At 68.3% G+C, this 14,035-nt stretch carries 14 protein-coding genes; 4 read left to right on the forward strand and 10 right to left on the reverse strand.

The window, feature by feature from the left end; genetic code table 11:
* Nucleotides 1-121 precede the first annotated feature (121 nt).
* From AB4Z09_RS23885 to AB4Z09_RS23895, 3 genes are all read right to left on the reverse strand, one after another.
* The gene (locus AB4Z09_RS23885; RefSeq protein ID WP_442240813.1) at nucleotides 122-400 is read right to left on the reverse strand and encodes a hypothetical protein; all 279 of its coding nucleotides are present in this window, start codon (nucleotides 398-400) and stop codon (nucleotides 122-124) included.
* Between the two features lie 113 nt (nucleotides 401-513).
* Nucleotides 514-1,974, reverse strand: a complete 1,461-nt coding sequence (locus tag AB4Z09_RS23890) for an MFS transporter (protein ID WP_114718376.1) — start codon at nucleotides 1,972-1,974, stop codon at nucleotides 514-516.
* A 25-nt stretch (nucleotides 1,975-1,999) separates the two neighbouring features.
* Nucleotides 2,000-3,934 (reverse strand): flavin-containing monooxygenase, encoded by a 1,935-nt coding sequence (locus tag AB4Z09_RS23895; RefSeq protein ID WP_442240814.1) that lies wholly within the window; start codon nucleotides 3,932-3,934, stop codon nucleotides 2,000-2,002.
* A gap of 275 nt (nucleotides 3,935-4,209) precedes the next feature.
* On the opposite strand from AB4Z09_RS23895, the gene AB4Z09_RS23900 reads away from it, so the two are divergent.
* On the forward strand, nucleotides 4,210-5,145 hold the full coding sequence (locus AB4Z09_RS23900) for an SDR family oxidoreductase (protein WP_174909036.1): 936 nt from the start codon (nucleotides 4,210-4,212) through the stop codon (nucleotides 5,143-5,145).
* 26 nt (nucleotides 5,146-5,171) lie between these two features.
* The gene (locus AB4Z09_RS23905) at nucleotides 5,172-6,101 is read left to right on the forward strand and encodes an alpha/beta hydrolase (RefSeq protein ID WP_174909035.1); all 930 of its coding nucleotides are present in this window, start codon (nucleotides 5,172-5,174) and stop codon (nucleotides 6,099-6,101) included.
* On the opposite strand, the gene AB4Z09_RS23910 is transcribed toward AB4Z09_RS23905, so the two are convergent.
* Entirely contained in the window at nucleotides 6,088-6,684 is a 597-nt protein-coding gene (locus AB4Z09_RS23910) for a TetR/AcrR family transcriptional regulator (protein WP_174909033.1), read from the reverse strand. The two genes, AB4Z09_RS23905 and AB4Z09_RS23910, sit on opposite strands and share 14 nt — an antisense overlap.
* Before the next feature lie 55 nt (nucleotides 6,685-6,739).
* On the opposite strand from AB4Z09_RS23910, the gene AB4Z09_RS23915 reads away from it, so the two are divergent.
* Nucleotides 6,740-7,864 (forward strand): winged helix DNA-binding domain-containing protein, encoded by a 1,125-nt coding sequence (locus AB4Z09_RS23915; protein ID WP_442240815.1) that lies wholly within the window; start codon nucleotides 6,740-6,742, stop codon nucleotides 7,862-7,864.
* Here AB4Z09_RS23915 and AB4Z09_RS23920 read toward each other — a convergent pair.
* Nucleotides 7,861-8,640 (reverse strand): CPBP family intramembrane glutamic endopeptidase, encoded by a 780-nt coding sequence (locus AB4Z09_RS23920; protein ID WP_442240816.1) that lies wholly within the window; start codon nucleotides 8,638-8,640, stop codon nucleotides 7,861-7,863. The genes AB4Z09_RS23915 and AB4Z09_RS23920 overlap by 4 nt on opposite strands.
* 236 nt (nucleotides 8,641-8,876) lie before the next feature.
* Between AB4Z09_RS23920 and AB4Z09_RS23925 the strand changes: the two genes are divergently transcribed.
* Nucleotides 8,877-10,574 carry a fumarate hydratase gene (locus AB4Z09_RS23925; protein WP_174914541.1) on the forward strand — a complete coding sequence of 566 codons (1,698 nt, stop codon included), beginning with the start codon at nucleotides 8,877-8,879 and terminating at the stop codon, nucleotides 10,572-10,574.
* A gap of 66 nt (nucleotides 10,575-10,640) precedes the next feature.
* Here the strand turns inward: AB4Z09_RS23925 and AB4Z09_RS23930 are convergent, their stop codons facing one another.
* The 5 genes from AB4Z09_RS23930 to AB4Z09_RS23950 all read right to left on the reverse strand — a co-directional run bounded on the left by AB4Z09_RS23930 (nucleotide 10,641) and on the right by AB4Z09_RS23950 (nucleotide 13,984).
* Nucleotides 10,641-11,243 (reverse strand): methyltransferase family protein, encoded by a 603-nt coding sequence (locus AB4Z09_RS23930; RefSeq protein ID WP_174909028.1) that lies wholly within the window; start codon nucleotides 11,241-11,243, stop codon nucleotides 10,641-10,643.
* Entirely contained in the window at nucleotides 11,240-11,938 is a 699-nt protein-coding gene (locus tag AB4Z09_RS23935; protein WP_174909026.1) for a L,D-transpeptidase family protein, read from the reverse strand. Before AB4Z09_RS23935 ends, AB4Z09_RS23930 begins: the two co-directional genes overlap by 4 nt.
* 80 nt (nucleotides 11,939-12,018) lie before the next feature.
* A complete protein-coding gene (locus AB4Z09_RS23940; protein WP_174909024.1) occupies nucleotides 12,019-12,588 on the reverse strand; it encodes a mismatch-specific DNA-glycosylase in 570 nt (189 codons plus the stop codon).
* Between the two features lie 40 nt (nucleotides 12,589-12,628).
* Nucleotides 12,629-13,105, reverse strand: a complete 477-nt coding sequence (locus AB4Z09_RS23945) for a VOC family protein (protein WP_174909022.1) — start codon at nucleotides 13,103-13,105, stop codon at nucleotides 12,629-12,631.
* A 78-nt stretch (nucleotides 13,106-13,183) separates the two neighbouring features.
* Nucleotides 13,184-13,984 (reverse strand): sulfite exporter TauE/SafE family protein, encoded by an 801-nt coding sequence (locus AB4Z09_RS23950; RefSeq protein ID WP_217487210.1) that lies wholly within the window; start codon nucleotides 13,982-13,984, stop codon nucleotides 13,184-13,186.
* Nucleotides 13,985-14,035: the final 51 nt, after the last annotated feature.

Raw genomic sequence — 14,035 nt, forward strand, 5'->3', positions numbered from 1 at the left:
TCAGGTTTCACCATCACGATCGGGTCCGACCACACCGAACGGGTGGGAGGCAGCCTTCGGGCGAGAGTATCGAGTGAAGGCTGGCTCCTTGTGTCGTCCACACTCGAACTGCCATCGGATGTCAGGTCAATCTCTGAGCGTAATGTGGCGCACCGAAACCTGGGCGCCAGTCCCCATCAGAAGTACCGGATGAGCGAGTCCACGAGTATGTGTCCTCGTAGTACCGCAGTTCCTCGGCGTCGAGCACCACCTCACCGGGCCAGGTGGATTCGTCGTCGGCGAGCCAGTGGATGTAGCTCGTCGACTCCGGATCGTGCCGGCCGGTGCGGGACAGGTTCGTACCCGCACCGGTGTCGCGGCGCATGAAGAGCCGGGAGAAGCGCTCGGCATCCTGGTCCACCAGTGCTCACAGGTCGCGGGTGACCTGTTCGGGCACCACCTCGAAGACGGCGAGGCGGACGCCGTTGGTGTCGACGAATCTCGGTTCGGGAAGCATTCGATGTCTCCGGGAGACTAATTGAGGGACGAGACGGACTGCTTGATCTTCGGCACGGCGATGGACACCAGCGCGCCGAGTGCCGCAGCGCCCGCCGCGACGAGGAACGCACCTCGGAATCCGGCGGATTCGTAGGCAACACCCTGTCCGTCGGTCGCGAGCACGTAGTGGGCGAGGACGGTGAAGCCGATCGTGGAGATCAGCGTGCCGGCCAGGGTCTGCGCGACACCGACGAAGTTCGATCCGACGGCGCGCTCGGTCTCCGGGAGCGCCAGCAGAGCGAGATTGGGGACGGCGGCGTAGATCATGCAGCCGAGGCCGAACAGCATCCACGCGACGACGATGACCGCAGGAACCGTCGGAACGGCGGACAGGACGGCGGCCGCGATCGCGATGAACACCGCGCCGAAGATGAGGTGGTTGCGGAAACCGATCGAGCGCGCGGTGGCCCCGACGATGAATCCACTTGCCACGATCATCAATTGGCCGGGCAGCAACCACCCCGCCATCTCGGTGGCGGACAGCCCGAAGCCGTACGGGGTGCTCTCCGGGGCCTGCAGCAGCATCGGGGTGAGGCTGGCCAGCAGGGTCGTGGCACCGTACGCGATGCCACCGCCGATGAGGGTGTACCGCAGGGCGGGCTTCGTGATCAGGTCGAGACGGATCAGTGGTTCCTCGGTGCGTCGCTCCCACCACACCCACACCGCGAATCCGACGAGGGCGATACCGACGCACGTGAGTGTGCGACCGTCGGTGAGGCCCCACTCCTTGCCGCGGGACAGTCCGACCAGGACGACGAACATGCTCGCCGCGAGCAGAACCGCGCCGAACCAGTCGATGCGTGCGTGTGCACGAATCGGGGTCTCGGGCACGAAGAAGAAGGTCAGCAGGGCGCCGACCGCGCAGAATCCGAACGCGAACCAGAACACAGACCGCATACCCAGGTGGTCGATGAGCACACCGCTGAGCAGCAGCGCACCGACACCGACGGCACCGACACCCGTATTGGCGATACTGATCGAGATGGGCTGCAACCGGGTCGGGAACGTGTCCCGAATGAGGGTGTACCCCAGCGCGAGACAAGCAAAGCCGGCACCGGAGAGGAAGCGTCCGGCAACCAGGATCGGGAATGTCGGCGCGATCGCCGAGATCAACGCGCCCAGCGCACCGATCGCGGCGGTGACGACGAGCATCCTCTTCTTGCCGTACAGGTCGGCGAGTTTGCCGATGATGGGTGAGGCCACCGCGCCCGAGAGCGTGAAGGCCGTCATCACCCACACCACCTGGGTGGTCTGGAACTCGGCGGCAACCTTCGGCAGGGTCGGCGCGAAGAGCGAGAAGCCCAGCGCCGACTGCTCCGTGAGCAGGAGCAGGATCAGAAGCGTGCGAACCCAGTATCGGGTCGGCCGTTCGGTCGCGGCAGTGCGCGTGGACACCTGCGGTTCGTCGGATCCGCCGGCAGAGGTCGAAACAGACATGACATGACTCCCTTTCACTCGTGGGCTAGCGAATGACGAAGTGCTCCTCGATCGGAGTCCGGTGCTGCTGCCAGACGTCGACCAGGCGCCACGGGCTGGCCACGATCACGCGGCCGCTGTCGTTGCGGTAGTAGGTGTGTGCGCCGGGGGTGTGCGTCCAGACCGTCTTCTCCATGGCGCGATCGATCTCCTCGACGTACGCGTCGTACGCCGCGCGGGTCGGCTCGAGGGATCGTGCCCCGCGCTCGGCCAGCAGGTGCAGGCACTCGACGATGTAGTGGACCGCCACCTCGATACCGAAGTTGTTGCCGGCGCCATGGCTCGGGTTGGCATTGGGCGCCGAGGTGATGAACAGATTCGGGAACCCGGGCACGGTCCCACCGCGGTAGGCGCGCGGATCGTTACCGGCCCATTCCTCGGTGAGCAACTTGCCGTCCCGTCCCCGGATCTCCATGGTGGACAGGAAGTCCAGGTGGAAGCCGGTGGCATAGACGATGGCGTCGAGTTCGATCAGATCCCCGTCGGGGGTCACGATCCCCTCCGGTGTGACGCGGGCCGGCTCGGCCGCGACCACCTCGACGTGCTCGCGGGTGAGCGCCGGGTAGTAGCCGCCCGGATCCCGGATGATGCGCTTGCCGAACGGCGCGAAGTCGGGCGTCACCTTGGTCGCCAGCTCCGACCCGGCCCCGAAGGTCCGGTCGATGTAAGCGAGGCAGTCCTGCAGCAGCATGTCGTTGGCGCGGGAGATCGACAGGTGCGACGCGGCCCATTCGGGGTCGACGATCACCACCGGGTAGGCGCTGTCCGCCGATCCCCAGAACGCCTTGAGTCGCAGCCAGTTCGCGTAGTACGGCACGTGCCGAGAGAGCCATCGATGATGCTCGGGTACGTCGTCGCTGTCCCGCTTGCGGGGCGCGACCCAGTGCGGCTGCCGCTGGAAGAGCGTCAGGTGTCGCACGTCGTCGACGATCGAATCGACGATCTGGGCCGACGTGCAGCCGGCTCCGATCACCGCGACCCTCTTGCCGGTCAGGTCCAGGGCCGGATCCCACTCCCCCGAGTGGATGCTGATGCCCGCGAACGTCTTCCGACCCTCCACCGGAGGGAACTGCGGGCGGTTGAGGTAGCCCGCGGCGGTGATCACCGCCGCGGCGTGCTCGGTCGATCGAGTGCCGTCCGCGCTGCGCACGTGGATGTTCCACCGGTAGGACGCGTCGTCCCAGACCAGCGATTCCACCTCGGTGCCGAAGCGGGTGTGGCGGCGGATCCCGTGCCGGTCCGCGACGCCGCGCAGGTAGTCCTGGTACTCGCCGCCCTTCGGGTAGTAGCTGGTCCAGTCGGGGTTCAGCTCGGTCGACAGCGAGTAGTACGACGACGGCGTGTCGACCCCGACGCCGGGATAGTTCTGGATCAGCCAGGTTCCGCCGACGTCCTCGTTGCGCTCGTAGATCCGGTACGCGATGCCCTCCTTTGTCGCGGCGAGGGCCGCCGCGATCCCCGCCAGGCCGCCACCGATGATCGCCACGTCCAGGTCGGCGGGCAGCGGCGTCGTGCGCGGGAGCACAGGTCGGGCGGAGTGGAATCCGCCCTGCTCGAGCAGCATCGGCAAGAACTCCTCGCCCATCGCCACCCCAAGTGCGAGCGGGGCGAGCCGGGCGAAGAAGGCCGGGTCGTCGGGCGCGAGGTCCGGCGCGGGCCGCTCCTCCGACCCGAGCACGTCCACCAAACGTTCGATGATCTCGGCGACCGTGTCGCTGTCCGCCACGGCCGCCATCTCGGGCGGGTCCGAGATGTGCGAGATGGCGTCGACGTGGCGATCGAGCACCGCATGATCACCCGTGAGCTGCGCGAGCACCGCCAACAGGACGGCCGGGTCAGCGAGGCGAAGGTGGGCCCGCAGCAGCCCGGGATCGACCGAGTCGTCTGCCGCGAACCGTGGTGCAGTGGTACTTGATGTCATGGGAATCTCCTTGCAGGCCTGAATGTCCGAGGCCTGGTGGCGTTCGTCGTGGAGCAGGAGTACCTACCGCATGACCGGGACCGGCGGCGGCGTGAATCGGGACATTAGGCCACCCGACAGCCCGTGTCCATACCAATATCCCGTTTAGCAGACTGTCAGTCTGACTTTTTGCCCAAAGGTCTACCGAAGACGTCCCGGGTGGGCTACCGTCCCACCATCGCCACCCGCGCGGAGCCCGCATCCGCGGATTCACCACACGAAAGGTGTTGCCTGTCATGGACCCTCTGCGATTCGACGGACAAGTCGCCCTCATCACCGGCGTGTCCACGTTCGGACTCGGGCTCGCATACGCCCGCCTCCTCGCCGCCCGGGGTTGTGCGGTGGTCGTCAACGACCTCGGCCGGGACTGGAGCGGGTCGGCCAGCACCCCCGGCACCGAGGAGGCCGTGCGGCTGATCACCGAGGACGGCGGTTCCGCGATCGGGGTCACCGGCGACGTCGTGACCGAGGCGGACGCGATCGTCCAGGCCGCCGTCGACGCGTTCGGGCGCCTGGACATCGTCATCAACAACGCGGGAGCCGGTGGCAACTTCGATACGTTGATCGACGTGCACCTCCGTGGCGCCAACCGGATCAGCGAGTCGGCCTGGACGCACCTGTCCGCCAACGGAAACGGACGCATCCTCAACATCTCGTCGAGCGGCAGCTTCGGCGCTCCGGCCATGCCGGGCTACGCCGCCGCGAAGGGCGGAATCCTCTCGCTCACCCGCACCCAGGCGATCCTCGGGACGCGGGACGGTGTCCGGTCCAACGCGATCCTCCCGTCGGCGTGGACGCGCTCCACCGCCGGGATCGAGCAGCCCGGATTCGGCGAGTTCCTGCAGTCGCACTTCCCGCCCGAAGCCGTTGCTGCATTCGCGACCTACCTGCTCCACGCCGACACGGCGATCACCGGCGAGGCGTTCGCCGTGGGCGGCGGTCTCGTCGCCCGCGTCGTTCAGGCCGAGACGGCCGGTGCACTGGCCTCCGACCACTCCCCCGAGAGCTGGCCCGCGCTGATCGATCAGGTGATGCAACCCGACGACATGATCATCCCGCCGTCCATGTGGTCGCACCTCGACGCGTTCGTCGGCCGCATGAGCCCCCAGGCGCGCGCGGACTGGGCCGCGGTGAAGATCGCGCCCGACGTCACCGGCAAGGTCCAGGCCTGACCCCCGATCACCAGGAGAATCCCATCATGCTCGAGCTCGATCCCGATGTGGCTTCCTATCTGGGCACCCGCCAGGACAACTGGGTACCCATGCACGAGGCCGGCGTCGAGGCCGCACGCGCGGCACTGGACGCCCTACCTCGACGCCCCGGACCCGACATGCACAGCGTCGAGGACCGCGTCCTCGACGGACCGCACGGGCCCCTGCCGCTCCGGATCTACCGTCCGGTGGACGCGCCGGATCTCCCGGCGATCGTGTACTTCCACGGCGGCGGACTGGTCATCGGGAGCGTCGACACGTTCGACATCCTCGCCCGGATGCTCGCGCAGGCCGCCGAGGCGGTCGTAGTCAGCGTGGACTACCGGCTCGCCCCCGAGCACCGGTATCCGGTCGCCACCGACGAGGCCTACTTCTCGGTGCAGTGGCTCGGCGCGAACGCCGCCGACCTCGGGGCCGATCCGGCGCGGATCGCCGTGGCCGGGGACAGCGCGGGCGCGACGCTCGCGGCCGGCGCCGCGCTGCAGATCCGCGAGGAGGGCGGGGTGCCACTGGTGTTCCAACTGCACATCTACGCCGGCATCGACCGGGACGACACCCGGCCGTCGGTTCTGGAGTTCGCGGACGGCCCGATCATCACCGCGGGCGACTTCGCGTGGACCAAGAACCTGTATCTCGGCGACGATCCGGGCGCGGACCATCCGTACGGTGTGCCCAGTCTCGCCGAGGACCTGTCCGGATTGCCCGCGGCCATCATCGTCACCGCGTCGCACGACCCCAGCCGAGATGGCGCCGAGGAGTACGGACACCGGCTGCGCGACGCCGGTGTGCAGACTGCCGTTCTACGTTATCCCGGTGTCGCACACGGATTCCTGATGCACGCCGACCGTCACGTCCGTGCCCGTCTGGCGCTCGCCGAGATCGGCGGCCTGATGCGGGCCAAGTTCATGTTCGGGTGAGGGCGGCGCACCACACGTCCGTGACGGTGTCGATGGCACCGTCACGGTCGGCGTCCCAGCCGCGGACGAGCCACGTGTTGAGGAACAGCTCCAGTCCGCTGATCAGCAGCAGCGCCCGGCGCTCCGCGTCGGCGGCATCGAATCGACTCCACAGCTCGGCGTTCGCGGTGAGGGCGTCGACGAACCGGCGGTGGTAGTCCAGATAGAACTCGTCGAACCGCACCAGTCCGGCGGCCTGCACCCGCAGCTTGTCGCGGCTCACTTCCCACGCGTCGACCACGCTCTGCACCCAGGCACGGATCGTGGCCCGCGACCAATCCGGCAGCCGTCCGAAGTCCCGGTACAGCGATTCGGCCCGATCCCACATCTCCTCCACGACGGCCTGGACGATCGCGTCCTTGCTCGGGAAGTAGGCGTAGAGGGTGGCCCGACTCGCCCCGGCGGCCTTGGCGATGTCGTCGATCGTGGTTTCCCGGAACCCACGCTCACCGATCAGCCGTGCCGCCGCTTCCAGCAGATGCGCTCGACTCTGACGCTTCTGCAGTTCACGCAACGACAACTGCTCGGCGGGTTCAGTTCCCATACCGGGAGTCTAAAGACAGCCGATAGCTGTCAGTGACCGGCCTTACACTCGCGCCATGACTGTCGAAGTCACACGCGCTCAGGTGCTCTCGTATCGCTGGCACGTCCAGCAACTCGATCGTGGCAGCGGGATCGCCACCGGACCCACCGACTGCGACATCCTCGATCTCGGGATCCAGAACACCGGACCCGACGGCGCCGCGTGGGCCCTGTTCGTGCGCGGCACACCGCAGGCCTCCCCCGGCGACCTGGCGCTCGCCTGGACGCTGCGCGGCGCCCCGCACAGCTACCGGCGGGCGGACCTGCCGCAGGTCGCCGTCGCCACCGCGCCCCTGTCGGACGCCGACGCCGCCAAACGCATCTTCGACGCCAACCGTCCGCTGAAGGCGGCCGGGATCGGGACGCTCGACGCGCTGCGGGAGGTCGCGGGTGCGATGCGGGAGATCGTCGACGCCCCCACCGTCAAGGGCGAGATGTCGGCGGCACTGACCGCCCGGATGAGCGAGCCGTACCTGCGGTTCTGCCGGCCGTGCAACGCCACCCACATGTACGAGATGCCGTTCCGGCTCGCGGCCCTGCAGGCCGGGCTCGAGTTACGCCCGAACACCTCGCCGCCGGTTCTCGAACGCATCCCCGGATGGGGATCGAAGCCGTACACCCGCACCGGTGCCGACGGGGATCCGCGGTTCGACGTGATCCGCGGCTACCTGCGTTTCTTCGGCCCCGCCGACCCGAAGGCCGTCGCCGCCTACATCGACGCCCCGGTCAAGGACGTCAAGGCGCACTGGCCCGACGACACGGTGAACGTGGTCGTCGGGGGCGCGCCGCGCTCGATGCTCGCCTCCGACCGCGACGGGCTGGGTGCCGCGCCACCGGATCGATCCGCGCGCCTGCTCGGCCCGTTCGACCCCTATCTGCAGCTGAAGGATCGCGAACTCCTCGTCTCCGACGAGGCGCGCCGCAAGGCGCTGTGGCCCACGCTCGGGCGTCCCGGCGCGATCGCGATCGGCGGCGAGATCGTCGGACTGTGGCGGCCGCGGACATCGGGCAAGAAGCTCTCGATCGAGGTGACGCCGTGGGAGAAGCTGTCGAAATCCGATCGCCGCTCGCTGGACGAGCAGGCGGCGGCGCTCTCGGAGTTCCGAGGCGTCACGCTCGCGGGCGTCACCGAGAAGGCCTAGCCCAGGGAGACGTGCCAGACCAGGGCCGCGGCGAGGGCACCGATGCCGTTGAGCGACCAGTGCAGCGCGATCGGGGCCAGCAGGCTGCCGCTGCGGCGGCGCAACCACGTGAAGACGAAGCCGGCCGCGGCGGTCGCGGCGACCGCACCCGCGATACCGAGGACCTGGCCGACGAACCCGCCACCCAGGATCCCGGTGAGACCACGATTGCTGGTGGTCAGCCCCAGCGACGACGCAATGTGCCACAGGCCGAACATGAGCGAACCGGCCGCGAAGACGCCGCGGGCGCCGGAGACCCGGGACAGCGTCCCCTGCAACACACCGCGGAACGCGAGTTCCTCCGGGATGACCGTCTGCAGCGGGATCACGATCATCGACGCGATCAGGGCACCGGAAATGGTGGCGTAGCGGTCGGCCATGAAGAACTGGCGGGTGAGGGGCAGCGCGATCCCGATCCCGACCACCGCGAGCACCAGCCCGACGGACGCGAGCGCGTACAGCGAACCCTTGCGCCAGTGCCGGGGCGAGAGCCCCAGTTCGGCCCAGCCCAGGCCACGGCGGCGAGTGAGGGCAACCAGGATCACCGCGGAGATCGGCACGGTCGCGATACTCGCCCACGGCGTGGTGAAGTGCGCGATGAGATTGGTCGATACGAGCACCGCGACGACGACGGCCACGTCGAGCCAGGCGTGCGCTGCTCGGATCCGATGCAGTCCCGACGCGTGGCCGAGGCCGGAATTCACGGAATGGCCCACGCCCACAGTTTCGACAGTCATATGCGGTGCTGCCCCCAACCCCTGCGGCTCGTCACGAGACGACGCGCTGCAGATCGTTATCCGGTTGTTATTTATACAAGCCTACGGAAATCTGCGGGTCCACTGCGGTGACCTCGAACACACGATGTTCGGCACACCTCGATGATATGCGCGCACCGGACGCCCCGATTCGGGCCGCTCGCGCCACGCGGCTAGCCTGAACGTCGAACTTCGCACCCCCGTGTTCAGGAGAGATGATGGCCGAATTCCTCTACGAGGACCTGCTGCCGATCGGTGAAGACCCCACCGAGTACCGGCTGCTCACCACCGAGGGGGTGTCCACCGTCGAAGGACCGGACGGCCGCACCTTCCTGAAGGTCGAGCCCGAGGCCATGCGGCTCCTCACCGAGACGGCTCTGCACGACATCTCGCACTACCTGCGCACCGATCACCTCAAGCAGGTCGCGAGCATCCTCGACGATCCCGAGGCGTCGAACAACGACAAGTTCGTGGCGCTGGATCTGCTGAAGAACGCCAACATCGCGGCGGCCGGCGTGCTGCCGATGTGTCAGGACACCGGCACCGCGATCGTCATGGGCAAGCGCGGCCAGCACGTGCTCACCCCGGGCGACGACGAGGAGTCGATCGCGCGCGGCGTGTACGACGCGTACACCCGGCTGAACCTGCGCTACTCGCAGAACGCCCCCATCACGATGTGGGACGAGAAGAACACGGGCAACAACCTGCCCGCGCAGATCGAGCTGTACGCGGACACCGCGAAGGGYCACGAGAACTCCTACAAGTTCCTCTTCATGGCCAAGGGCGGCGGATCGGCCAACAAGTCGTACCTGTACCAGGAGACCAAGGCCATCCTGAACCCGGACTCGATGATGCAGTTCCTCGAGGCCAAGATCCGTTCGCTCGGCACGGCGGCCTGCCCGCCGTACCACCTCGCGATCGTCGTCGGCGGCACGTCCGCCGAGTTCGCGCTCAAGACGGCCAAGTATGCGTCGGCGCACTACCTCGACGAGCTGCCGACCGAGGGCGCGATCACCGGCCGCGGCTTCCGTGACCACGAGCTCGAGAAGCAGGTCTTCGAGCTCACCCAGAAGATCGGCATCGGCGCGCAGTTCGGTGGCAAGTACTTCTGCCACGACGTCCGCGTCATCCGCCTGCCCCGCCACGGCGCCTCGCTGCCCGTCGCGATCGCCGTCTCGTGCTCGGCCGACCGCCAGGCCAAGGCGAAGATCACCCCCGAGGGCGTCTTCCTCGAGCAGCTCGAGTTCAACCCCGGCCAGTTCCTGCCCGAGGTCACCGACACCCAGCTCGACGCCGAGACYGACGGCATCTCGGGCACCGGCAAGGGCGCCGCGGTCAAGATCGACCTCACCCGCCCGATGCCGGAGATCCTGGCCGAGCTGTCCAAGCACCCGGTCAAGACCCGGCTGTCACTGACCGGCCCGCTGGTCGTCGCGCGCGACATCGCGCACGCGAAGATCAAGGAGCGCCTGGACGCCGGCGAGGAGATGCCGCAGTACCTCAAGGACCACCCGGTGTACTACGCCGGTCCGGCCAAGACCCCCGAGGGCATGGCATCGGGTTCCTTCGGCCCCACCACGGCCGGCCGCATGGACTCGTACGTCGAGCAGTTCCAGGCGGCGGGCGGATCGATGATCATGCTGGCCAAGGGAAATCGGTCCAAGCAGGTCACCGACGCGTGCAACACGCACGGCGGCTTCTACCTCGGCTCCATCGGCGGCCCGGCGGCGCGTCTGGCGCTGGACTGCATCAAGAACGTCGAGATCGTCGAGTACGAAGAGCTCGGCATGGAGGCGGTCTGGAAGATCGATGTCGAGGACTTCCCGGCGTTCATCGTCGTCGACGACAAGGGCAACGACTTCTTCGCCCACACCGGCGAGGTCACCCTCACGATCGGCAAGCGCCCCGGCATCTGAGCCTGCGCGTCGAACACCGAAGGCCCGGTGGAGCATTCGCTCCGCCGGGCCTTCGGCGTCCCGCGGCTACAGCACGTACGGAACCAGCCGCTTGGTCCGGCGCATGTACTGGCGGTACGGCTCCCCCAGCCCGTCGACGAGCACCCGCTCCTCGTGTGGAATCCGGACCACGTACGCGGCGGCCAGGGCGAGCACCGTCAGCGGTGCGAGCCAGTTCGTATAGGCGACCGTGAATCCCAACGCGCACACCAGTGCACCGGTGTACGACGGATGCCGGATCCGCCGGTAGAGACCGGTGTCGATCACCGACTGCCCCGGTGCGGTCTGCACCTGGAATGTGAACGACGCCCCGAGTTCGTGGACCGCCCGCAGCCGCAGTCCCTGCCCGGCCGCGGCCACCAGCAGGCCGATCCAGAAGTACCACCACGCGCCCGTCGTGATCACCGTCGTCGACACCAGCACGCTCACCGCCGCCCCACCGACATACGAGACCATCAGGCCGAGCCCGACAGCGGGACCGGTCCATCCGTCACGGTGTGAGCCACCGCCGGCATGAGTTCGCCCGATCCGGTACTCGGAGTACAGCAACGCGACGAACGCGAATGCGAGGATCACCGCCGCGGTCGGTTCGGTGGCGAACAGTGGCAGGGCCGAACCCTCGCCGGTCACGGCCGCGGCGCCTCCCCCACGCCGATGGCGATCAACGGGTGCCGTGCGGGGTCGAGTCGGCCGAGAATCGACGCCAGCGAATCACGGTCGATCGCAACGCAACCAGCCGTCGGAGCGCCGTCGGTGACGTGCAGGAAGATTGCCGATCCTGCGCCGGGCGTGCGCGCGGAGTTGTATCCGATCACCGCAGCGTAGTCGTACGCCGCACCGGCGGCGTACAGGTTCTCGCTGGCGGCGCCCGGGCTGACCGACTGCCGCACGTGTGTGTTGTAACCGGGTGAGGCGGGGTTCGAATCCCACCAGTCCTGCACATCGGTGCGGAAGTACGGCATCGCGGTGCCCGGATCGGGAAGCCGGCCGAAGGCCCCGGTCAGCGGGAACACCCCGGCCGGGGTGCGGACCGAGAATTCGCTCGCCGCCCCGATCCCTTCCGCGCCGACCTGCGCGACCACCGGCCCGGCAACCGCGTGCCAGACGCCGTCGGCGCCCCGCTCCCATGCCGTGAGTTCCGCGACTGTTGCCTCCGGTGTCGGGGCGAAGACCGTGATGACCTGGTTCGAGGTGCCGGCGAAGATCACCGAATCGACCGCCGCGCCCGCGCGGGGGGCTCCCACCAGCCCGAACGCCAACGCGATCAGCACCATCAGACCGTTGGTCCACAGCCGATGCCACCGTCCGCGCCGGATCTCCGCCATCCTCCGAGTGTGCCTCGACGGCGCCCCCACTGTGTCCCGATTCGCGAGGACGGCACGAGACCGGTCTCCACCGGAAAACGTCAGTCCACGATCACCCCTGCCTCGACGGCCGCGGCGCGATACGCGTGTGCAAGGGAGTCGACGGTGTCGTGCGCGTTGAGCCCGCTCGGGTTCGGCACCACCCACAACTCGGCACCCTCGAAGCCGTCGGGCTGCCGGCCCTTCTGCGCCGCCCGCGCGCCGAACGCGGCTCGGTAGGCGGTGATCCCGGCGACCGCGACCACCCGCGGGCGCACCGTCGCCACCACGTCGCGTAGCCGCTGTCCGCCCGCCCGCAACTCCGCCGCGGTGAGCTCGTCGGCCCGGGCCGTCGCGCGCGCAACAAGATTCGTGATGCCGACGCCGCGCCGGACGAGCAGGTCGCGGTCGGCGTCGGACATGCCGGCGGTGGGATCGATCGGCCGGTCGACGAGCCCGCCCCGCAGCAGCGCCGGATAGAAGCGGTTGCCCGGGCGCGCGAAATGCGCCCCGGTGGCGGCCGTCCACAGCCCCGGGTTGATGCCCACGAACAGCAGGCGACACCCCGGACCGATCAGGTCCGGGACCTCCTTGTCCCGGAACGACTCGAGTTCGGCGCGGCTGAATCCCATGGGGACAGCGAACCGCACCGGTCAGGTGTGGGCCAAACCGTCAGGATCCCTCGTAGGCCGCGCGGATGACACCGATGTCGAGTTTGCGCATCCCCAGCATCGCCTGCGTGGCCCGCTGCGCCCCCTCGGAGTCCGGGCCCCCGATGTACGAACCCAGGGCGGCAGGAATGATCTGCCACGACACCCCGAACCGATCCTTGAGCCAACCGCACTGGCTCTCCTGCCCACCAGCGGCCGTGAGCTGGGTCCAGTATGCGTCGACCTCGGACTGGTCGGCGCAGCTCACCTGGAACGAGATCGCCTCGTCGAAGGTGAACTCGGGCCCCCCGTTGAGGATCGTGAAGTTCTGCCCGTCCAATTCGAACTCGATCGTGAGCGCGAGGCCCTCCGGTCGGTGCATGTCGGGGCCGTAACGGGAGATGTTCCGGATCTTCGAGTTCTTGAACACCGAGGTGTAGAACTGCGCGGCCGCCTCCCCTTCGGTGTCGAACCACAGGCACGGAGTGATCTTCTGCATGACATGGTCCCTTTCGACAGCCTGACGAATACGGGCCACCCAATACTCATATATTCAGACCGCTTGTGCAGGGCAAACTCATCGGAGAGCCGTCATCAGCGCCGCGACCAGGACGAGGAGCCCGATGTATCCGACCGCGTGGACCCGGTCCGGAATCCGCCCGATCGACCGTCGGACGATCGCGATGGCCGGTAGGGCACCCGCCAGCAGCGCCCCTGCTGCGGCCACATCCACGAGCCCCACTCGCAGCCCCGTCGCCGACGCGACGGCTGCGGGGCCGGTGGTTGCGTAGATCACCGACGCGGCCAGTGCGACCGGCAGCGTCAGCAGGTTGGCCAGGCCTGTCGCGTCGATCATCGACATCCCTCGTCGGCGCAGGATCGGCACGGTCATCACGCTGCCACCGACTCCCAGAAAGCTCGCGACGGATCCGACCACGACTCCGCCGATCGTGGTCGCGGCGCCGCCCGGCGACCGCCGGTATGTCGCCGGCGCGGCGAGGAAGCCGCGCCTGACAGACACGTCGACGACGGTGGCGACGAGGTAGACCACGAAGAACGCGTGAACGACCGCCCCGTCGACGCGCGTCGCCAGAAGTGCGCCGAGCAGTCCACCGATCGCCAGGGCGGGAAGCAGCGTCGCCGTTCCCGCCAGTCGGCGTCCGCCGTTCCGGCGATATGTGTAGGTCGCGATCGTCGCGTTGACCACCATCACCGCCGCCGAGGTCGCGACGGCAACATGCATCGCCGTATCCGCGGGCGCCGTCGCCGACCGTCCGACGAACCAGTACACGACCGGAACCGTGACGAATCCGACCCCGAAACCGAAGGCGACGGTGGTGATTCCGGTGATGCACCCGAAGAGAAGAAGAACCGCAATACTCACGGCTCCGACGCTACGAACCCCACGAGTGGCGCACAATCGATGACC

The sequence above is a fragment of the Rhodococcus sp. TAF43 genome (assembly GCF_052113525.1).
Classification (GTDB): domain Bacteria; phylum Actinomycetota; class Actinomycetes; order Mycobacteriales; family Mycobacteriaceae; genus Prescottella.

Coding starts and splice junctions, on each gene's coding strand:
- AB4Z09_RS23890 (WP_114718376.1), bottom strand. CDS start 1,974: ATGTCTGTTTCGACCTCTGCCGGCGGATCCGACGAACCGCAGGTGTCC.
- AB4Z09_RS23920 (WP_442240816.1), bottom strand. CDS start 8,640: ATGACTGTCGAAACTGTGGGCGTGGGCCATTCCGTGAATTCCGGCCTC.
- AB4Z09_RS23915 (WP_442240815.1), top strand. CDS start 6,740: ATGACTGTCGAAGTCACACGCGCTCAGGTGCTCTCGTATCGCTGGCAC.
- AB4Z09_RS23940 (WP_174909024.1), bottom strand. CDS start 12,588: ATGGGATTCAGCCGCGCCGAACTCGAGTCGTTCCGGGACAAGGAGGTC.
- AB4Z09_RS23945 (WP_174909022.1), bottom strand. CDS start 13,105: ATGCAGAAGATCACTCCGTGCCTGTGGTTCGACACCGAAGGGGAGGCG.
- AB4Z09_RS23900 (WP_174909036.1), top strand. CDS start 4,210: ATGGACCCTCTGCGATTCGACGGACAAGTCGCCCTCATCACCGGCGTG.
- AB4Z09_RS23905 (WP_174909035.1), top strand. CDS start 5,172: ATGCTCGAGCTCGATCCCGATGTGGCTTCCTATCTGGGCACCCGCCAG.
- AB4Z09_RS23895 (WP_442240814.1), bottom strand. CDS start 3,934: ATGACATCAAGTACCACTGCACCACGGTTCGCGGCAGACGACTCGGTC.
- AB4Z09_RS23910 (WP_174909033.1), bottom strand. CDS start 6,684: ATGGGAACTGAACCCGCCGAGCAGTTGTCGTTGCGTGAACTGCAGAAG.
- AB4Z09_RS23935 (WP_174909026.1), bottom strand. CDS start 11,938: ATGGCGGAGATCCGGCGCGGACGGTGGCATCGGCTGTGGACCAACGGT.